Annotated in this window: 25 protein-coding genes; 14 read left to right on the top strand and 11 right to left on the bottom strand. The window is 24.8% G+C overall.

All coding sequences use genetic code 4. The features are described from left to right. Window positions 1–152: 152 nt before the first annotated feature. The 9 genes from ACOBME_RS01890 to ACOBME_RS01850 all read left to right on the top strand — a co-directional run bounded on the left by ACOBME_RS01890 (window position 153) and on the right by ACOBME_RS01850 (window position 4939). A complete protein-coding gene (locus ACOBME_RS01890) occupies window positions 153–1136 on the top strand; it encodes an IS30 family transposase (protein WP_338963245.1) in 984 nt (327 codons plus the stop codon). A gap of 258 nt (window positions 1137–1394) precedes the next feature. Next, window positions 1395–1631 carry a hypothetical protein gene (locus tag ACOBME_RS01885; RefSeq protein WP_338963243.1) on the top strand — a complete coding sequence of 79 codons (237 nt, stop codon included), beginning with the start codon at window positions 1395–1397 and terminating at the stop codon, window positions 1629–1631. Between the two features lie 507 nt (window positions 1632–2138). Continuing rightward, window positions 2139–2360 carry a hypothetical protein gene (locus ACOBME_RS01880; protein ID WP_338963241.1) on the top strand — a complete coding sequence of 74 codons (222 nt, stop codon included), beginning with the start codon at window positions 2139–2141 and terminating at the stop codon, window positions 2358–2360. A 1-nt stretch (window position 2361) separates the two neighbouring features. Then, window positions 2362–2499 (top strand): hypothetical protein, encoded by a 138-nt coding sequence (locus ACOBME_RS01875; protein ID WP_338963239.1) that lies wholly within the window; start codon window positions 2362–2364, stop codon window positions 2497–2499. A 2-nt stretch (window positions 2500–2501) separates the two neighbouring features. Further along, window positions 2502–3203: a kinetochore Spc7 family protein gene (locus ACOBME_RS01870; protein WP_338963619.1), complete on the top strand. Its 702-nt coding sequence runs from the start codon at window positions 2502–2504 to the stop codon at window positions 3201–3203. A gap of 1 nt (window position 3204) precedes the next feature. Next, entirely contained in the window at window positions 3205–4095 is an 891-nt protein-coding gene (locus tag ACOBME_RS01865; protein ID WP_338963407.1) for a recombinase RecT, read from the top strand. Beyond that, a complete protein-coding gene (locus tag ACOBME_RS01860; RefSeq protein ID WP_419334051.1) occupies window positions 4080–4544 on the top strand; it encodes a hypothetical protein in 465 nt (154 codons plus the stop codon). Before ACOBME_RS01865 ends, ACOBME_RS01860 begins: the two co-directional genes overlap by 16 nt. Next, window positions 4534–4737 (top strand): hypothetical protein, encoded by a 204-nt coding sequence (locus ACOBME_RS01855; protein ID WP_419333849.1) that lies wholly within the window; start codon window positions 4534–4536, stop codon window positions 4735–4737. The genes ACOBME_RS01860 and ACOBME_RS01855 overlap by 11 nt, the downstream gene beginning before the upstream one ends. Beyond that, window positions 4730–4939 (top strand): hypothetical protein, encoded by a 210-nt coding sequence (locus tag ACOBME_RS01850; RefSeq protein WP_338963231.1) that lies wholly within the window; start codon window positions 4730–4732, stop codon window positions 4937–4939. The genes ACOBME_RS01855 and ACOBME_RS01850 overlap by 8 nt, the downstream gene beginning before the upstream one ends. Before the next feature lie 19 nt (window positions 4940–4958). Here the strand turns inward: ACOBME_RS01850 and ACOBME_RS01845 are convergent, their stop codons facing one another. The 6 genes from ACOBME_RS01845 to ACOBME_RS01820 form a co-directional block, all read right to left on the bottom strand. Beyond that, complete coding sequence (locus tag ACOBME_RS01845) at window positions 4959–5297, bottom strand: hypothetical protein (RefSeq protein WP_338963556.1); 339 nt, start codon at window positions 5295–5297, stop codon at window positions 4959–4961. A 73-nt stretch (window positions 5298–5370) separates the two neighbouring features. Next, entirely contained in the window at window positions 5371–5997 is a 627-nt protein-coding gene (locus tag ACOBME_RS01840; protein WP_338963398.1) for a hypothetical protein, read from the bottom strand. 16 nt (window positions 5998–6013) lie between these two features. After that, a complete protein-coding gene (locus tag ACOBME_RS01835; protein ID WP_419334035.1) occupies window positions 6014–7195 on the bottom strand; it encodes a hypothetical protein in 1182 nt (393 codons plus the stop codon). After that, window positions 7185–8123 (bottom strand): hypothetical protein, encoded by a 939-nt coding sequence (locus ACOBME_RS01830; protein WP_419333882.1) that lies wholly within the window; start codon window positions 8121–8123, stop codon window positions 7185–7187. Before ACOBME_RS01830 ends, ACOBME_RS01835 begins: the two co-directional genes overlap by 11 nt. Window positions 8124–8129: 6 nt before the next feature. Further along, window positions 8130–9494, bottom strand: a complete 1365-nt coding sequence (locus ACOBME_RS01825) for a hypothetical protein (protein WP_419333883.1) — start codon at window positions 9492–9494, stop codon at window positions 8130–8132. 17 nt (window positions 9495–9511) lie between these two features. Then, entirely contained in the window at window positions 9512–9973 is a 462-nt protein-coding gene (locus tag ACOBME_RS01820; protein WP_419333885.1) for a hypothetical protein, read from the bottom strand. A gap of 314 nt (window positions 9974–10287) precedes the next feature. Between ACOBME_RS01820 and ACOBME_RS01815 the strand changes: the two genes are divergently transcribed. The 3 genes from ACOBME_RS01815 to ACOBME_RS01805 all read left to right on the top strand — a co-directional run bounded on the left by ACOBME_RS01815 (window position 10288) and on the right by ACOBME_RS01805 (window position 12146). After that, a complete protein-coding gene (locus ACOBME_RS01815; RefSeq protein WP_419333887.1) occupies window positions 10288–10743 on the top strand; it encodes a hypothetical protein in 456 nt (151 codons plus the stop codon). An 18-nt stretch (window positions 10744–10761) separates the two neighbouring features. After that, window positions 10762–11526 carry a lipoprotein gene (locus ACOBME_RS01810; RefSeq protein ID WP_338963215.1) on the top strand — a complete coding sequence of 255 codons (765 nt, stop codon included), beginning with the start codon at window positions 10762–10764 and terminating at the stop codon, window positions 11524–11526. Window positions 11527–11624: 98 nt separating this feature from the next. Further along, window positions 11625–12146 (top strand): lipoprotein, encoded by a 522-nt coding sequence (locus tag ACOBME_RS01805; protein WP_338963213.1) that lies wholly within the window; start codon window positions 11625–11627, stop codon window positions 12144–12146. Between the two features lie 36 nt (window positions 12147–12182). Here ACOBME_RS01805 and ACOBME_RS01800 read toward each other — a convergent pair whose 3' ends face one another. From ACOBME_RS01800 to ACOBME_RS01780, 5 genes are read right to left on the bottom strand one after another with little or no spacing between them, the layout of a single operon-like run. Beyond that, window positions 12183–15416, bottom strand: a complete 3234-nt coding sequence (locus ACOBME_RS01800) for a hypothetical protein (RefSeq protein ID WP_419333889.1) — start codon at window positions 15414–15416, stop codon at window positions 12183–12185. A 3-nt stretch (window positions 15417–15419) separates the two neighbouring features. Continuing rightward, window positions 15420–16811 (bottom strand): hypothetical protein, encoded by a 1392-nt coding sequence (locus ACOBME_RS01795; RefSeq protein ID WP_419333891.1) that lies wholly within the window; start codon window positions 16809–16811, stop codon window positions 15420–15422. Further along, window positions 16804–17082, bottom strand: coding sequence for a hypothetical protein (locus ACOBME_RS01790; RefSeq protein ID WP_338963373.1), 279 nt, complete (start codon window positions 17080–17082; stop codon window positions 16804–16806). The genes ACOBME_RS01795 and ACOBME_RS01790 overlap by 8 nt, the downstream gene beginning before the upstream one ends. Then, the gene (locus ACOBME_RS01785) at window positions 17082–18542 is read right to left on the bottom strand and encodes a PBSX family phage terminase large subunit (protein ID WP_419334053.1); all 1461 of its coding nucleotides are present in this window, start codon (window positions 18540–18542) and stop codon (window positions 17082–17084) included. Before ACOBME_RS01785 ends, ACOBME_RS01790 begins: the two co-directional genes overlap by 1 nt. Beyond that, a complete protein-coding gene (locus ACOBME_RS01780) occupies window positions 18535–18933 on the bottom strand; it encodes a hypothetical protein (RefSeq protein WP_338965659.1) in 399 nt (132 codons plus the stop codon). Before ACOBME_RS01780 ends, ACOBME_RS01785 begins: the two co-directional genes overlap by 8 nt. A 320-nt stretch (window positions 18934–19253) precedes the next feature. Between ACOBME_RS01780 and ACOBME_RS01775 the strand changes: the two genes are divergently transcribed. Together ACOBME_RS01775 and ACOBME_RS01770 are read left to right on the top strand one after the other, a co-directional pair. Then, window positions 19254–20237, top strand: coding sequence for an IS30 family transposase (locus ACOBME_RS01775; RefSeq protein ID WP_338963245.1), 984 nt, complete (start codon window positions 19254–19256; stop codon window positions 20235–20237). Window positions 20238–20495: 258 nt separating this feature from the next. Then, window positions 20496–20732 (top strand): hypothetical protein, encoded by a 237-nt coding sequence (locus tag ACOBME_RS01770; protein ID WP_338963243.1) that lies wholly within the window; start codon window positions 20496–20498, stop codon window positions 20730–20732. The last annotated feature ends 290 nt before the right edge of the window (window positions 20733–21022 follow it).

Genomic DNA, 21022 nt, shown 5'->3' with positions numbered 1-21022 from the left:
TATAGAGATAAATTGGAGCTTGTTACAATATAATTATATAATTAATAATATATTTGTCAATAATTTTAATTTAAAAAAATGTGAAAATTTATCTTTTTTATAAATTTAATGTATAACTATTTTTATAAAAGAATTGGAGGAAATATAGAGTAATGAAAGATTATACACATGTAAAATATGATGAACGAAGATTTTTTAAGGATTTATTTTTATCTGATAGTTGCAAAAAGAAAAATGGCACACTTAATTTATCTGAAATATCAAGACAAACAGGAAGAGATATTAATACTGTTAAAAGAGAAATTAATAGATTTACAAATATAGAAGATTATAATGCCCGTGAGGCACATGATGATTATTATAAAAAACGACAAAAGTGTATTAAAAAAATACCTACATTTACAGAAGAACAACAAGAATTTTTAAATTTACGATTTAATATTTTGGGTGATTCACCAGCAGAAATTATTCAGCGATTTTTAATAAAATTTGGTATCAAATTTCCTGCCTGTCTTAAAACATTTTATAAATGAATTTTTTTAGGTCTTTTGGGTTTGTTAAAGAAAAATTTATTAAATGGTGGTAGAAGAAATAGAACAAAGAAAAGACCTGATAATCGTGGGAAATTAGATGAAAGATTTAAATCAATATGAGATATTGAAAATAAAGAAACAGATGTTGGTTGATTTGAAATGGATACCGTAGTTGGAAAAGAACATCAATCTAGTTGTTTAGTTTTGACAGAGAAATCAAGTAAAAAATACTTTGCTATGAAATTAGAAGAACATACTGCTAATGAAGTTTTAGAAAAACTTAAACATATAGTTAGAATTAATGGTTTAGTTGGAAAAATTAAAGGAATAATAACCGATAGAGGAAAAGAATTTAGTAAGTTTGAAGAAATGGAAAAGATTACTGGTTCTAATGTTTATTTTTGTGACCCTGCTTCGCCTAATCAAAAACCATTAATTGAAAGACTAAACCGTGAATTTAGAAAACGATATGGTAGGGGGACAGATTTTAATCTTGTTACGCAACAAGAAATAGATTTAGTAGTCGATATTATAAATGAAAAATTAAGGCCCGTTCTTAATTGAAGAACTTCAAAAGAAGTATTTTTAGAGAATTTTAGATAAGTTTATTTGAAGTAATTTAATAAATTATTTTTCAGTGTGTTTAAATATGCCAAAAATAGGGTAAATTTAAAAATAATTTATTTTTTTAAAAAAATAGTTGCACTTCTTTTAAAAAGTGTTATTATTAAAATAACAAGAGATAAATTTGGAGCTTAGATTTACATAATACGTGACGTATAATGTACGATGAAGCTCCAAAAAACAACTCTTGTTAGGGTTGTTTTTTTATTTGAAATAAAAAATCCCTAAAAGGAGGTAATGATAATTAAACAACAAAAAATATGTGATGTTAATGATTGTTATAAAGCAGTATCATTCATTACCGAAGAATTTTTATCAAATAAAGTTTTATGAACTTGTGAAAAACATAAATATTTATTAAATAAAATAAAAGATAAAACACAAAAACAGTTTTATCAAAAACTAGAAAATTCAAAAATTATCTTTGATGATAAAACTGGTTCTTTTAAACTTTGATTTTATAAAACAACTTAATGCAGGGTGGAACAGTTATTTTAAATAACTAAGTGTTTTTTTCCACATAGGCGGTCTAGCCCAGCGGTAATCAGTCCGTAAATAATAGACGCTTTAACAAGCGATAGTCGTGATAAGTGCGGGGTCAACATCAAACGACAATAAATATTGAGATGGCCACTTTATAAATAAATTTGCGATAGATATTATCCCATTAGAGGATGACAGAGGTTTTAAAAACCACAAAGTCAGCATTAGGCTCTTCAATGTGCAAGTGAATTTATTTTAAAAACTGAACGCTTTGACCTGAAATGGTGCGGATGAAGAGAGAGAATTCTCTGGCATTATCTTATAAAAACAACTGTCGATTATTAAACATTAAACAATAAAACATACCGCCACCGCTCACCCGCAGTGAAGCGGATGGCGTAGTAAATAAATAGATAAATACTTAATTATATAACTAACTCTCGCTTTGGCACTTTCACTTTGGAGTGAGTGCCAGCGAGTTAAAAATAGGAGGTAAATATGACAATCAAAAATCTAATATCAATATATATGTACAATGATTTTTGTATTAATATATTTGATAATAAAACAGGGCAAAAAGAAAATATTAATGATGATATTAATTTAATTAAAAATGAAGAAGCACATTTATTAAATCAAGAAATAACTTATTTTGATATTAAAGAACAAAAAGGAAGAAAATTAATAGAAATATTAATAGCAAAGAACGAGGTAAATTAGTATGTGAAAAGATGAAAATGGTTATGTTTATACTGAAGAAGATTTATTTAATATGGCATTAGAAGAATGTCATTCAGAAGAAAGTGCTTATGAATATATTGATAATTTAATTAATGAAATGGAATTAGAGGAAATTTAATTATGGCAGATTTAAAATTAAATAATGAAGTTAAAAATATTACGTATCCATTTTATTTAAAAGGAAATAATTTTAAAGAATTAAGTTTAAAAGCATTAACAATTAAAAAATGAATTGATGAAAATGGACAAGAATTAGCAGAATTTATATATCGACAACAAGCTTGATTAATAAATGGAGAATATAAATCACAATCACTAAAAGATTTAAAATTAGTAGTTTCAAAAATTGATTATATTTTTAGAGAACCATTAGAATTAATAAAATCTTTTAAAGATGAATTAAATTTTATTAGAAAAGATATTTTGAATTTAGAAAATAATATTAAGAATAATCATGATTCTTTAAAAAATAATGTTATTAATATTCAATTTCAAAAACAAAATGAAATTATTGAAACTCATAAAAAAGAACAATTTTTAGAAATTAAAAGTGTAGCAAAAAAAGAGCAAGAATTAAAAATTATTACTAGTAATTTTCGGAAAGAAAAATTATTAATTAAAGATATTGAGGTTATTGGTATTAATGATGATTTTTTACAAAATGCTGATAAATTAGAACTTATTAATCTTATTAAAAATTATTTAGTTGTTGATGAACAAATTGTTAAAAATGAAATTAAAGATCAGTGAGATAGTAATAAAGATATTAATTTAATTGGGGTTAAAGGTATTAATTTTAAAATAAATAAAGGAGAAAAATAATATGGCAAATATTGTTGAATTTTTAAGAACAGATAAAGCAACAGAATGAATAAAAAGTAAATTTTCTAATGAAAATGAAATTGCAAGATTTAAAAGTAATATAGTTGCAATATCAAATAGTAATGAATTATTACAAAAAGCAGATCCAAAAACAATTATGACTGCTTGTTATCAAGGAGTTTTATTAAATTTACCAATGGAAAAACAATTTGGTTATGCTTATGTAGTTCCATATAATACTAAAATAACAAGAATTATTAACGGTCGCGAAATCCAAGAATGAATTAATCAAGCTCAATTTCAAATAGGTTATAAAGGTTATATTCAATTAGCACAAAGAAGTGGTCAATATTTAGATATGTCAGTATCAGATGTTAGAGAAAATGAATTAGTAAATTATGATCGTTTAAAAGGAACTAGTTTTAATTGAATTCAAAATGAAGATGAAAGAGAAAAATTACCAATTATTGGTTATGTAGCATACTTTAAAATGGTTAATGGTTTTGGAAAAACTTTATATATGACCAAAGAACAAATGGAAAATCATTTTATGAAATATTCTAAAACTTATGCTAAAAATAAATCATTTTATATTGCTAGTTTTGATGAAATGGCATTAAAAACAGTATTAACATCTTTATTAAGAAAATGAGGTATTATGTCTGTTGAATTACAACAAGCTTATAAATCAGATCAGGCAGTTATTACAACTAATGATGAAAAGATTTATATTGATAATGATAGCAATATAAGCATAAATAAGGGTCAAATTAGTAATGAAAATATATCAAGTGAAGAAGTGACAGATAATAATTTAGTTAAAGAAGAAGATATATCAAATGTAGTGCCAACAATTAATAATAACAACGATGAGGAATGAGCCACTTGATAAAAATAGGTATTGACCCATCAGGAACAGGTACTACTGCTATTGTTATTTATGAAGATAATAAATTAATTGAAAAATTAGAATTTACAAATAAAAATTGAAAAGAACAATATCAATTTATTAATGATAAATTGTTTGATTATGAAGAAAAAATTAATATTGAAGATTGTTTATATACATCTGCTAATGCTAGTAAAGATAGAGATGATTTATTAAGATTATTAGGAGCATTATCTGTTTATAAATATTTTATTAATTGAGTATCACCAAAAAATACTAAATCAGTTGTTAAAAATATGGAAAATTTAAGTAAATATAATGATAGTTGTATATGAAAATTTGATAAAGATACTAATTTAACTTATCAATATGGTAAAGGTTGATTTTATAATAATGAAAAAATAAGTAATCATTTACGAGATGCAATTATTATTGCTAATTATGAAAGTTAATATTATGAAACATTCATATAATCAAAAAACAGGAAAGTATTATTCTTGTCAAATTCGTAATGTTAATATTTACTTAAATAAAAATGAAGAAAAAGTTTGAAATGAATTTAATAACTTTACTTATTCGCAACGAATTGAATATCTTATTAACTTTTATATAACACATTATAAAGGAAATAAAGAATATGAATAATTATATTTTATGTTATCGATCTGAACAAGGTAATCGCCCTTGTAAAAACCCTCGTGGTGAATATATAATTGGGATTGATAAACAAGATGTAGATATTAATTCAACTGAATACTGAGAATATTATAAAAATAATTATGGAAAAAATAATTTAGTTATTTGTAAAGTTAAAAATTTAGACTTAATATTAGAAAATAAAAAATAACCAATTAAGGTTATTTTTTTTAAATACTATTTGTTAGTTTTTTAATAGCATCTTTTTGTGCTTGTTTTTTGTCATTTACTTTAACTTGTTTTTTAACATTTTTAATTTGACCTGTTTTTAATGCTAATTCTGTTGCATAATCAGGTCCTCGTAAATGTTTTTCGTGAGCAATAACAGCAGTTCTTAATTCTCTAATTTCTGCTTTATATTTTTTAATTTTTTTAGCAGATAATCCAAGAATACCAAGACTACCCATTCCACCAGCACCCGCTAATACAAGTAAAGCAATTACTATTTCATTACTAATTTCCATTTCTTTATTTCCTTTCTTATCCTTACTCAAACAGTGGCCATCCATTCTTTCAGAACAAAATAATTTATAAATTAAACTATATAACCACCCAAAAATATCAACCGCCCCTATATATAGTTTATTTTAAATTTAATTCTTTGTTATTTTCTTCTTGTTTTTTAGTATATTCATCTTGCATATTTTTAAATATTTCTTCTGTTATACCATCCAAATTATTTCATTGTTTTGATATTCTTGGTTGAATAACACGCGGATTAATACGGCAGTTCAAACAATGTCTTAAATGGTCTTTTTTTCATTTTGATTTATCAATTCAAATAATAATTAAAGAAATTATTAAAGTAATTAAAGGTAAAATTGTAAATACTAATCCCATTTTAGATATTTTTAATCGTGGAATATCAATTTTCATATCTACTTTTGGTTTACTACTAGCAACAAATATACCTTGAATTCCATATGTAAATAAAGGTGTTAGTAAAATAGCAATTCCATTACCTCAATATTGTCCATAATTATATCAATTAATATTATCTTTTATTGCATTAATCATGCCATATTCTAATCAACAATTTAATGCTAAAAATATCAATGTATAAAAACTAACTACTCAACTACGAATTTTATATTTTCTTTCTCATTCTCTAATATCTTTATGATTTCAATTATAAGTTGGAATAGGGTCTTTTTTAAATCAATTTCAAGGTAAGGCACCCTTTAATCAAGTTGTTTTATTTTGTTTCATTAATTAAAAATCCTTTCTAAATTAATTTTCTTTTAATTGTTAAATCTTTAATAACAATATTATTTGTATCATTTGAAATTGAGCCATCTTGCTTAATTGTTATTCTTTTATAAGAATTATCTGCTAAAAATGAAAATATTGATTTTTGTGATATTGTTTCAAAATAATATGTTACAAATTTATTAGCAGATGCATAATCTGTTATTGAAATTGATATTTTATAGTAATATTTTATTAAATCATAATCTGGAATTTTAAATGTTAATTTTTCGTTTGCTTCTGGATAATTAATTAATTCTCAATCATTACCAGTATTAATAGATATATCACCATTCCCCAATAATGAATTACCATTAATAGTTTTAATATTTTCACCCGATATTAATTTATCTTGTTTTAAATCTGAAACTTCAATCCCATCATTATCATTTTTGATGATAGTTTTATTATCAATTTTTATATCAGTACCACTACTTTGTTTTGCTTTTCAGACATTATTTTCATAATAAATCGTATTATTATCAAAGGGAACTATTAATTTAATACACTCATTATAATCAATTTTAGAAAAATCATTAATAGTAGGATAAGTAATATTTATTGAATTATCAGTTTGTAATCGTTCTTTTAATCAAAATAATAATGTTGGATAAAAAGTTTTTTTACTAATATGCTTATATTCTTCTTCTCATGGATGAGCATAATTATCTAAACTATAATTATAAGGTCTAGATACTGTTTTACTAGATATAATATCAATAATTTCACCTGCTAATTTTAAAGCATTTTTAACATCACGAGTAATATTTTCATTTGCTTCTGGGTCATTAGTTTGTGAATAAGCAACTCCACCTTGTGAAAATGAAGCACTACCAGTTAAATCATTAACTCCTTTTGGTAAATATCAATTTATAACTGCTAATAAACAAGCAGATTGAATATAACTTAATCATTTATCATATTCAATTAAACCAGTATTATCTTTTTTTACTCAAGGAAACAAATCTTTTTTATTAATTTTATCTGAAATTGTTCCACCTGATAATCTATCCATTCATAAACTAGTTTTTAAAATAGCATTATAAATTAAATTATCATTATAAGCAGATTGTTTACGATCATTAATAGGTTGTCAAAGTTTACTTGCTTTAACATCTTCAACTGTTATAAATAACAAATTACTTAAATTATTTTCCATATAAAACACCCCTTAATTGATTACGATATTTATTTTTTAAATTATTTGGTTTATAACTATTAACCTTTCTTTTGGTTTTATTAATTGCTTTAATAGATTTATTAACCTGATAAAATTTATTTTTAACTGGTGTTTTATATAAATTCTTAATATTTTTAACATCACTTCGGCGTTCTCGATATCATTTTTTATTATTAATTTCACCAGCAAAATTAAAATTAAAATGTCCAATCTTTAAATTATTAATAAACTTTTTAATTTGTTGTAATTTTTGAACTGTTGGTAATGTTAATTTAGTAGTTCCTTTGGGATATTTTTCTTTTAATGCTTGTGGTAATCGTTTTTTAATATAATTTCTTAAATGACTAGGTAATCATTTTCTTAATCAATAACGCCAAAATAAAGTCCCTGCATTAGAAACAGCATTACTTAATAATTTTCATATTTCAACTGGAACACTAGGATAAACATATGGACCATAAAATTTTGGATGTTTTGCTGTTTTTGTATATATTAAAATAGTTAAATTACCTGTTAAAGTTAATTTATTAGTTATATTAAACATTCCACTATCAAGTCAACTACTATTTAAAGGTTGTCAATTAGTATTTAGATAATTTTCATTTTTAAATTGTTTTCTATTTTTAATATTATTATCTTTTTCTAATTGACTTAATATTTGTTGAATTTCTTTTTTATGACCTTTTTTAATTAAATCTAAATAAGTAAATGGATTTAATCACTGATAAATATCTTCAACTTTACTTGTAATTTTATTATATTTATCAGTAATATAATTAATTGGCTTTAATATTTTATTTTGAACTTTATTAACTCTATTAATTAAATTTACAAATTTACTTATTAAAGGTTTATTTTCTAAATTAGTTACTAATAAAGTTAAAACTCGTAATATTAGTAAATTCATTGTTTATTAAGAATTTTTAATTACTACATCAATCGGATTTGTTTGACCACTAGCGTTATTTTTACCTTGAATTTGAACTTCAACAGTTTTATCATTTGTAATATTAATTGGTCAATCTTCACCTTTACTTTCAATAAAGTAATCAAAATCATTTTCTGTTAAAAAATTATTTACCGCTTTTACTGATTTTAAAACAACATCTTTAAATTGTGGTTTTAATTGTTCTGCTGTTGTTTGAGTTGGATCGTCAACATGAATAGTTGGTTTATCTAATTTATTAATTTTACTAATATCAATTTTACTTGATGATGGAATTACATAATCAACTGGCACTCTAAATGTTTTATTTAGATTACTTTTAGCAGTATTAATTTCATCTTGTGTTGGTTGTTTTTCTAAAATAATTTTACATGTTTTTGGATATAAAATAGTTGGTGTTGCATATTGTACTTTACCAATTCATTTAGGGTTAGCAGTATCATTATCTAAAACTTGTTGAATACTATCCATATTAATTGGATATGCTCATACTTGTTTATTAATAATTAAACCATTTACATTAGTAAAATTATAACCTTTATCTCGATTAACTTGTCCTTTTGTATATGTTTTTTCTAAATGAAAACTTTTTGATACAGGAATACCCATTGCTGTATTTTCATATAATTCACCATTAACCATTGCTTTTAATTGGGCTTGTGAACCAATTACTTTTAAATAAGCAGGTGTTAATCCTAAATAGGCTCTTCGTCCTAAAACCATAAACATTTTATCGGTTGGCAAACCAAAGTATAAATTACTAATTTGATTTGTTAATTCAATCAAAGTTTCATTTAATGTAAAGAATGCTTTATTGGCATCATCTGCATTTTCAGCTGTATAACTACGAAATGGAATTACTTCATATTGACCATCTGCTAAACAATAATCATAAATAGCCTGAATTAATTCACATTCTAAATTAACAAATTTATTTTGTACAACACTAGAAATAGCATCAGCAATAACACCATTTTTAATATTTTGTTCTATTAATGCTAAATCAAAAGCCTCATTCATTAATTTTAAATTAAATCTTTTATCAATAGGAACTGGAATTCTTGTTAATCCCATTGTTTGAGTTGTCCCACCATTTGGCAATGAATAATCATCTTGTCATACCACACGATGAGTTAAATTATATAATGCTTGACCAGCATTAGGTAATCAAGCAACTTGTTCTGCTGTTGCAGTAGCATACTGCATAATACTTGCATATTCGTTATATAAAGGTCCACGCAATAAAGCATTAACCATATCAACATATGCTTTTTGGTCTGTTGTATTACCTTGTAATGTAAAAGGTACTTGTGGCAAGTTAATTGTTGCCATAATATTTCACTCCCTTATTATCTAAGGTTTTTAAGTGTATAATCAGTTAATTTTTTAATTTCATCAGGAGTATATGCTCCTTTTTCTTTAATAATTTCAATTTCATCATTTTTATTTTCAGTAGATTTTTCAATCATATCTTTAATAAAATTAGTTGGTGAAACTGATAGTTGTTCTTCAACAAACAAATCAGGTTTTAATTCTTTTAAAGTTTGCATTTTTTCAGATAAAGAATTACCACTAACTTTATCTAAATTAGTTTTAATATCTTCAATTTTAGTAGATGGAACATCTTTAAATGCTTTTAATTCATCTAATTCATTAGATAATTTAATAAAGTCTTCTTTTGAGATAACATCTTCGCGTTTTTGCACACTTTCTCTAATTTGCTTTGCTTCATTATTAAACTGATTTAAGATATTTTCTGCAATCTCTTCACTTAAACCTTGTTCGATTAATTGTTCTTTTGTAAGTGCCATTTTATAAACCTCTCTTTTTTTATTCTTGTCCGATTAACAAGTCAGCATAAACTCTTTTTTACGGAAAAAGATTAAACCTGTAAATTAATTATATATCAATAGTTTATAAATACAATATATTTTGTATATATAAATACTAAACTTAATATCTTTGTTTGCTAATTTAGACCTTAAAACGCGTAATAAGAGGTATTTAACAAGATAAAATTTTAAATAATTAGTTAATTTTGATTGCATATATATATATATATATATATACTGAAAGTAGATCTTGATAAAAAGTTTCAAGATTAAGAAAAGGAGAAATACAAGTAATGAAAAAATTACTAAGTTTATTAAGTGTATTAACAATTAGTGGAACTGCTGTACCAACAACAATTGCCGCTAGTCCTTATCAAAATCATGAACAAAAAAGTAATGACGTATTTGAAAAATGATATAAATTTTTAGAGCATGATGAATTAAAATTAAAATTATCATCAGATACTGCTTTTAAAATTATTTATCAATTTGAACCAGATAGCAAAGCAGATTTTTTAAGTCAAACTATGGTATTAATATCTAATTTACCAAAATCAGATCATAGCGGAGCTGGCGGTTCTATAAATAAAGAAGATATAAAAATAATGGCAAATTTCATTTGAGAACATTTTTCTCAATTTCATGAAATTTGAAAAAATTTAAAACAAGAACAATCAATTATTATTAAAACAAATACTATTGGATATTGAGATAGTGAAAGTCCAAATAATAGTATTTATCTTAATTAAAGAAAGAAGGTTATAAATATGAAAAAATTAATAAGTATTTTAGGAGCAGTTACAATCACAAGTAGTGCTATACCAACTGTAATTGCTGCTGCACCATATCAATCAGAAGAAAAAGTATTAAAACGTAATAAAAGATGAGGCGAAGTTCAATGAATTCAAATTGCACAACAATGACGTAATGCTGAACTAGCATATCAAAGAGCGGGTGAAGATTTTCAAAGAAATCAAAATCATACAGCCTTTAGTCAAGCTCAACAACGTTTCTTACAAGCTCAACAATCATTTAATAATTCAAAAAATGAATGACAACAGGGTTTAACACAATGAGTAAATCAACTGGCACAAGAACGTAATCAACAATGATGAAATAATATTAAATCAGAACAAGCAACTCAATCTGAAATACAGTGAGTTACTAATAAAACAATGGCCTTAGCATTAAAATTAGGTACAAGTAATGTAAATAAAAATAAAATAGGTGAAATTATTCGAAAAAAAAATAATTGTAATTCTGAAGTATCAAAAGCAGCTATAAATGGTGCTGTTGGTGGAGCAGTTGGAGGTGCGATTACATCATCTCCTTCAGCCGTAACTGTTGGAGCTTCTTCAGCAGTTGCAGGGGCTCTTGCAGGAAGTGTTATTCCAGGTATTGGTACTATAGCTGGTGCTATTTTTGGAGGTATAGTTGGATTTTTTGGAACTATTTTTGGTGGAGCTGCTTCTGGAGCAGCAGTAGGTGCAATTAGTGGAGCTGCCGGCGCTGCAGCTGCTGAATGTTCATAAAAATAAAAAATTAGATTTATAAAAATAAATAGAAATAAATTATTTATTTCTATTTTTAATTAAATTAACAAATTTTTCAAAAAATAGGAGAAATAAATATGAAAAAAATATTAAGTATAATAGGTACAATATCATTAATTGGAACAAGTACAACAAGTTTAGTTGCTTGTAATAAACCACAAGAATATACAAAAGAGCAATTAGAACAATTAAAAAAAGAAAACCAAATAAATACAACAAATGAAACTATTAAAAACAATTTAGAATGAATAGCACCACAAGAAAAACCATTTAATGAGGTTGATAATAAATGATATTATGTCGTATGGCGTGGTGACAAAAATGATAAATGAAAAATTGTTAAATTTAAGCATTCTGATTACTTACATAATACTAAATATATTGAAAATAATATAAGTTTAAAAATAGGAAAAAGGGGGGTAAGTGAAAGTATATCAATTTTTCCATATGATTTAGTTGTTTTTAAACCAGCTTTTTATTACTATTGATTAGAAGATAATGGCACTTATTTTAAATCAGTTTATCGTTGAAGTGGTGAAGAACATAAATTACCTAATTTAAATATTGATGAAGATGGTAATGTAAAAGTTAAAGAATAATATAAAAAGAGATTTTTAAAAATCTCTTTTTTATTTTTATCTTGGTTTAAATGTAATTTTAACAGCACTATTACTATTATTTCTAATACCCAATACATTTGGATTATTAATATCTAATGTAATATCTTTATCATTACCAAAATATTTTGGTTTTCTATAAGCATCCATATAATAAAACTGTAAAAGTGGCAATATTACTTTTGTAAATCTAATTTTTAATTTCATATTATTTGTATAATACGCCTGTAAATATGTTTCCCTGATTTTATTATTAACTCCATATTTAGGTAAAAATGTTGTTTGTAATAAAAATTTTACACTATTAATAGTTGATGTTTCATATATGGTGGAATACCCTTTAAAAGGTAACCCATTAGTATAAGCAGTAGTATATATTGTTTTGGTATCATTTATTTTTATATTATCAGTATATAAACTTATTGTATTATCAAAATTAATTTTATCAGTTTGTGATAAACCAATGTTTTTTAAAGTTATATTTTTTAATGAAAATAAATTATTGCTACAATCATCAGTTCCGCCAAATATATTAATATTTCTATTAGGAATAAAATTTTCTATATTTGATAATCCACATTCAACTTGTAAATTACTTAGATTACTTATTTCAATAGTTTTATAAGCATCTTGGAATTTACTTATACTTTGAATTGTTGGGTCAATTTGTTTTAAATCAATTTCAGTTTCATAATAACCTGTATATTCTTCTGTATCATCAAATATATTAACCATAAACATAGTTGCTATTTGAGTATCAGTTATTTTACATTGTGGTTGCGCAGTAATTTTTGTTAATAATGGTAGTACTACATCGGAAGGCATAATATCTTTTGTATAAGTTTTATAGTTGTATGGAACTGGGGGTAATACATACTCAGGATAATTAAATGTCGGTATTTCATAGTCATGTGGTAATAAGAAACTAGTTTTATAATTAGTTGTCATATCACGTAAATAATTATTTAACACACTTTTTGTTTTACCACGAAAACTTCATACTGATAAGCGTAAATAATCTTCTTCATTATTAGTATATGGGTTATCAGCATAAAAGATAATTTCAAAATTACCTTTATATAATGCTTGAATTGAAAACATATCAATTATATAACTACAATTTGTACCATCTGGTGTTTGTAAGAATTCGCAATCAGTATCTTTTTCACTATCACTAACTGGTGTTTGAGCATCTACTGCTCTTACTAATTCATTAATTAAATATATACGATTAGTTTTGGGGTTTAATTGTTTTAAATTATAAGTTGAATAAGTTATTCGTTCAGTTGCTTTACCATCCTTAGTTAAAACAGTACCTTTGCATTTATCAGTTAATAAAGTTGTAAAACCTAAACTAGTAGCATTAGCACCAAAAATAGCACCAACTTTATCATTACCTTGTTGTCTAAATATTTCAAAGGGTAAGTAACCTTTACCTTTTGAGTTTTCAGACCAAAAAGCATCATTATAAAAACTATAAACATTAGAACTCATAAAACCATTAAGAAATTGAAAATTAGGTCAAGTTTTTTCATCTTGGTTAATTACTCATCCTCATGGAATACCAAAGGAAATAAAGTTTAAGAATTTACCAACTCCGCCTGGGATAGTAAAAGGATTAAAAACTAACTTTTGCGTATAGTTTAAAGGTAATACGGTAATTTGGCGATTAATAAAATTATTCATATTTAAAATATCTCAAACATTACATTTACCCATTTTATTATATTCAATTTGAACTTGTCCGACAGTATTACCAAATTCATCTTTTCTTCTAAAATATGATGATGCTTGGGTACTAATTATATTATTAACATTTTCATTATTTACTTTTATTTTGTTTGGTGGAGTAATCATTCAATTTTTAGACCAATAAAATTTAGAGTCATTATCTTCTTTATGAATAGTTGTCCCAACCGTAGGATTAGTTGCTGTTGAACTAGCTTTATCAGTTATTACAATACCCCCACTATTTTTTTGATTTCAAAAGTCGTATCTACTTTCCATATCTTTTTTTCAATCTTCATAACCCGTTATAATTGTTGGTTGAATACCTTGAATGTTATATCAACTTACTTCTGGAGCAGCATAAGTATTTACTTTGTCAGGTGGGGCAGGATACATGTTATACATTAATAAATCACGGGAATTCATAACTTTTTGATTAAATTGACCTTTAATAATTGGCCGACCAATAACTGGCATATCAAAAAAGATAGGATTACCATAAAATTTAACTGCCATTGCTCTAACCCCTGGGTCTTTTAATAAAACTTCATCTAATTCAATAGTGTATGTATTTGTTTTTTCATTATAAGTTATTTTAGGAAAACAATAACCCTCGCCCGGGGCGCTGGTCTGAATAAATTGTCTTACTGATAAACCACTATTACTAATTTTGTCATTAATACTTGAAAAGGTAATTTCTTGTCATAAAAAACTACCATCATAAGGTGAATAATAATTAATAACATTTGATGGATATAATCATTGTCTATCTTGTGGTGCAGAATTAATATCACCACCACCAATATTTAAACCACGATCATTAAATACAGTATAAAAATTATAATAATCATTAATATTTAATTTATTTACATCTTCATCTAAAATTAATAAAGTATATTGTCTTTCAGTTGATTGTTGAGTAAATACTTGTTCAAATTTAGCCTCACCAAATTGAATTGAACTTCTATCATCAATCATATAAGCATCTCAATATTTACCAACCTTAACTTCTTTTGTATAAAAATTATCGGCTTTATTATCATTATTAATAAAATAACTTAATTTATATTGATTTAAGTATGCCAGCATTCTATTAATATCATAAATATTTTCACCATCAATTAATTTTCAATAAATATTATTATTTTCATCTTTTAATTTTATAGCAAAAGGTGTTTCATTATTTGCTCATATTGTTGAATTAACTGGTTGTTTATTAAAATCATCAACTGTTAAAATATTAATTTCTTCACCTTTATATTTTTGGACTATTTTTAAACTATCTTGTCATTGCGCAATAGTACTTTCCATATTATCAAATATTCGTGAATAACTACCATAATCACTGGGTTTAGCATTATTTGGTTTTCATCCCGTTTCTGTATCAGGAATATATGAACTATAAACATTAAACGGAAAGACCATTCAATGACGATTATCTTTTATGTTTTCTCTGATATCTATTAAAGTATCATGGGCTTGTCTTCGTAATTCTTCGATAACCCCTGAGTTAATTCTACTCATTTTTTAATTCTCCTTAATTTCTGTTCTACCTTGTACGGCATTTTGATTATTACCAGTTTCATCATATTCTAGTAATTTATTATTATGTTCTATTTCTTTGACTTGCATTTTATCTTGTCATGCTTCTACTTTTTCAAAATATTTGGTTGCTTCTAATTCATCAATATTATCATATTCAGTAATTGCTCTTATTGGTTCCATTGTGCCATTATCTAATCTAGCAGTAATTAGTTCATTTTGTCGCATTTGGTCAACTAAACTAGCACTAACAAAATCAAAACCATATTCTCGTTCACCAACACCATCTCATAAACCATAATATTTTAAAACAGTATCAAACATTTTAGTATAGTATTGCTTACGATATGCTTGTAAATATGCTTGTTTTTCTAAGTCTTTTGTTTTAGTTAATAATGACTGTGTTTTATTTTGGTCATTATCTGATTTATCACCAAAAGGACTAGAAAAATGACATGCTAAGTATACTTGTTCAATAATTGCTTTTTGGTCTTCAGTATATGTTTCTAATGTTGGTGTACCTTGTACTACTTGTAAAGATTGAGATAATTGACCATCTACGGCTGATTGACCTGATTGAATAAAAATATCATCAAAAGCATCTTGTAATACTTTTTTATTACCTTTGTTATAAGCAGTCATTAAATCATCATCTAATATTCCATATCAATGAGTACGATTTGCTCATCTTTCTTTTGATTTAATATTAAAACTATCTTCTAAATCAAATTGTAATTTATAACAATTTGCCATTGTAGGTAATGGGTTTAATGTAGTTGATGTTGATAAAAATAACGGATTAGGTTCATTAATCATTTCTCAAAAAGGAACTACGCCTAATTTATTTTTAAATTCTTGTACTAAAACAGGTTTAACATCATCTTTAATTTGTGTTTTACTTTGTCCAACAACTACTTCATTATTTTTAGGTCAACCTTTAATAACTATTTTATCTTTGGTACAAATTAAATTTAAAATAAAACCACTATCTGATTGATGATAATTTAATCAAATATCAGCACCTTGTTCAATTTCGTTTATTTTACTTACACGAGATGTAAAGTTAAAAGGATTAATTCATAAATCAATATTGCCATCTGATGTTTCTAATAAACCAAAAATAGTTTTGCCCATTAAACTTGCTGTTAATTCATTTTTATCTAATTTTTCTTTTATTTTATAAGTTTCATATCATCAATTTAATTTTTCTAAAATGTCTTTACGATGAGACTTAAATAAAATATCTTTACCATTAACTAATCGCATTTGATGACGAGCAATAATATTGGCTAAATTAATAGTTCAATCATAATTATAAAATTTTAAAACACTATTAATATCATTTAAGTTTGGTAAACTAGGAAAAGTATTATTCATTGTTATTTTGCTCCTTTAATTTTAAAATAAGTGCATAATTAATAATATTTACTGTTAATAAACTAGGTTCATTTGCTAAAACTTGTACACATACTTTAACTTTTTGATATTTCTTAATATATTCGTTATATAAATTTAATTTACATATTGCGATATTATCTTTTTTTAATTCTTGACAAAGTCTTTTTTTAACTTGTCCACAAACAGACATATATGGTCTTTTTGCATTAATTACTCTTTCATCGTGTATTACATAAATATCTTTTTTCATTAAGTTATTCACTCCCTTTGTTGTCATAATTTATAATCTGCTGAACTATTATGTTTAACCATATTAACTAATTCAAAGTGTAAAGCATAAAAATCACTATCAAATGTATCATCATATAAATCTAACATTCGTTCTTCTCTTACATCAGGTTTATCTTCTCATTGAATTAATTCATATTGGGTTTTACTTACAGGACATTTTTCTCATAATCATTTTAATTGATTAGTATTTATTAACATGGTAAATGCTTCAATACGATGTTTTATTTTAAACTTCTGCTTTTGTGCTGGTTTAAAATGCATATATTGACCAAAAGAATAATTATATTTTTCTCTATTTAAACTTTCTAATGTTGCATAAGCACTATCATCAACATTAATTGATATACCTTGCTGGATTAAATTAAAATATTGATTTAATTGATTGTTGTAAAAATCTAATATATCTTTTACTTGTTCTAATGGTCCCTTAAATTGTTGAGTAGCATTTGAGTGTGTATATTCAGCAACTTTATAGGCTTTTTTATCAAATGAATTATATATTCAAAAACTCGCTGCTGTTGTATGTCCTTTTGGACTAGTAGAGTTTGCTAAGTCAACACCACCTAATAACTTAGTTGGTTGAATAATATCTGTTGCTTGCATAATATCAAGATATCTTGCAAAGATTGACCCACTAGTATTACCAGGCAATCCTCAACTTCATACTCTTGCTCTTTCAATATCTAATTGTTCTAATCTTAATTGTTCATTAACCTTATCTTGTGGTAATTCATAATTAAGTCTTCAACTAGAATAATGAATAATAATCTTCATATTTCATTTTTCAATATAGTTAATTTGTTCATATTTACTACGCATTATTTCTTCATTAAAAGGCATTAATTCATTACAATAACCAACAATATATCTTTTTAAACTTTCAGGGTTACATGTATTAATTGTTATTTTATTTTGATACCCACGAATAGCAAATTCTAAATCACTTAAATCTTTTTGTTGAAATTGGTCACATTCTTCTCTTCAATCAATTACTAATTTATATTTATTCAAATCAGCAAAAGCTTTTAATTTTTCTTTCCGGCTTGGTGAATGTAAACCTTTACAATATATTTTGCTACCATTTGATAAAGTAAAAGTAAAATTTGATAAGTTAATAGTATAAGGAATATGATTTTCATCTAACATATTTCAGATATTTTGAAATACACTATCTTTTAAATCCTTACTTCAATACATACTAGCAATGATACAAATTGGTTCTTTAATTAATAAACTAATTTTTAATAATTCACCAAACATTTTAATATTTGAAATAGTCTTACCACTATATCGTGTTCCAATTTGATTAATTTCATTAACTAACTCATATTTTTTAGCAAAGGGATATTTATTACCAATACTACTATTTTGTAATAATCAATAAGGAGTTTCTAACAAATAAGTAAAATGATTAAGCATTATTATCACTTTCTTTTTTAATATCTCTAATATCCGTTTGTAAATTAACAATTATTGGTTGTTGATTATTTAAGTTTAATTCTTGTTCTAACTGTTTTTCTTGCAGTGAATATTTATAATTAAATGCTCGTTGTCAATATAATTTAGCACCATCATGTGATTTCATCATAAAGTTAATTATTTCACTTTCAATTCTATCAACTTGTTTTTCAAGTAAAGGAACTATCTTTTCGCTCTTGTAAGTTTCGTGCTTTCATCTGTTAGAAAGATTGAATTCATTGGTTAAATCATTCAAAGTATATGGTTTATTGGGTGATTTATTTTCTCAAAATTGCTCTATTTTACGATAAAAAGTTGCCAAACTTGCTTTATTTGGATTAAATTCTTTCATTTTTTACTCCTTTTTGCATATTAAAATTGCTATTATTTAATGAATATGATTAAATAAAAGAGTAAATAAAAACTATGAAAGAACCATCGCGGTTCTTTTTATTATTTATATTTTACATCAAAATAAAAAAAAGTAAATTACTTTACTTTTTATTTTAGTATACAAGCATATAGAGATAAATTGGAGCTTGTTACAATATAATTATATAATTAATAATATATTTGTCAATAATTTTAATTTAAAAAAATGTGAAAATTTATCTTTTTTATAAATTTAATGTATAACTATTTTTATAAAAGAATTGGAGGAAATATAGAGTAATGAAAGATTATACACATGTAAAATATGATGAACGAAGATTTTTTAAGGATTTATTTTTATCTGATAGTTGCAAAAAGAAAAATGGCACACTTAATTTATCTGAAATATCAAGACAAACAGGAAGAGATATTAATACTGTTAAAAGAGAAATTAATAGATTTACAAATATAGAAGATTATAATGCCCGTGAGGCACATGATGATTATTATAAAAAACGACAAAAGTGTATTAAAAAAATACCTACATTTACAGAAGAACAACAAGAATTTTTAAATTTACGATTTAATATTTTGGGTGATTCACCAGCAGAAATTATTCAGCGATTTTTAATAAAATTTGGTATCAAATTTCCTGCCTGTCTTAAAACATTTTATAAATGAATTTTTTTAGGTCTTTTGGGTTTGTTAAAGAAAAATTTATTAAATGGTGGTAGAAGAAATAGAACAAAGAAAAGACCTGATAATCGTGGGAAATTAGATGAAAGATTTAAATCAATATGAGATATTGAAAATAAAGAAACAGATGTTGGTTGATTTGAAATGGATACCGTAGTTGGAAAAGAACATCAATCTAGTTGTTTAGTTTTGACAGAGAAATCAAGTAAAAAATACTTTGCTATGAAATTAGAAGAACATACTGCTAATGAAGTTTTAGAAAAACTTAAACATATAGTTAGAATTAATGGTTTAGTTGGAAAAATTAAAGGAATAATAACCGATAGAGGAAAAGAATTTAGTAAGTTTGAAGAAATGGAAAAGATTACTGGTTCTAATGTTTATTTTTGTGACCCTGCTTCGCCTAATCAAAAACCATTAATTGAAAGACTAAACCGTGAATTTAGAAAACGATATGGTAGGGGGACAGATTTTAATCTTGTTACGCAACAAGAAATAGATTTAGTAGTCGATATTATAAATGAAAAATTAAGGCCCGTTCTTAATTGAAGAACTTCAAAAGAAGTATTTTTAGAGAATTTTAGATAAGTTTATTTGAAGTAATTTAATAAATTATTTTTCAGTGTGTTTAAATATGCCAAAAATAGGGTAAATTTAAAAATAATTTATTTTTTTAAAAAAATAGTTGCACTTCTTTTAAAAAGTGTTATTATTAAAATAACAAGAGATAAATTTGGAGCTTAGATTTACATAATACGTGACGTATAATGTACGATGAAGCTCCAAAAAACAACTCTTGTTAGGGTTGTTTTTTTATTTGAAATAAAAAATCCCTAAAAGGAGGTAATGATAATTAAACAACAAAAAATATGTGATGTTAATGATTGTTATAAAGCAGTATCATTCATTACCGAAGAATTTTTATCAAATAAAGTTTTATGAACTTGTGAAAAACATAAATATTTATTAAATAAAATAAAAGATAAAACACAAAAACAGTTTTATCAAAAACTAGAAAATTCAAAAATTATCTTTGATGATAAAACTGGTTCTTTTAAACTTTGATTTTATAAAACAACTTAATGCAGGGTGGAACAGTTATTTTAAATAACTAAGTGTTTTTTTCCACATAGGCGGTCTAGCCCAGCGGTAATCAGTCCGTAAATAATAGACGCTTTAACAAGCGATAGTCGTGATAAGTGCGGGGTCAACATCAAACGACAATAAATATTGAGATGGCCACTTTATAAATAAATTTGCGATAGATATTATCCCATTAGAGGATGACAGAGGTTTTAAAAACCACAAAGTCAGCATTAGGCTCTTCAATGTGCAAGTGAATTTATTTTAAAAACTGAACGCTTTGACCTGAA

Origin of the sequence: Spiroplasma endosymbiont of Sarcophaga variegata, assembly GCF_965178695.1 — a bacterium.
Classification (GTDB): Bacteria; Bacillota_I; Bacilli_A; order Mycoplasmatales; family Mycoplasmataceae; genus Spiroplasma; species Spiroplasma poulsonii.
This window is presented reverse-complemented; position numbering and strand designations above follow the sequence as displayed.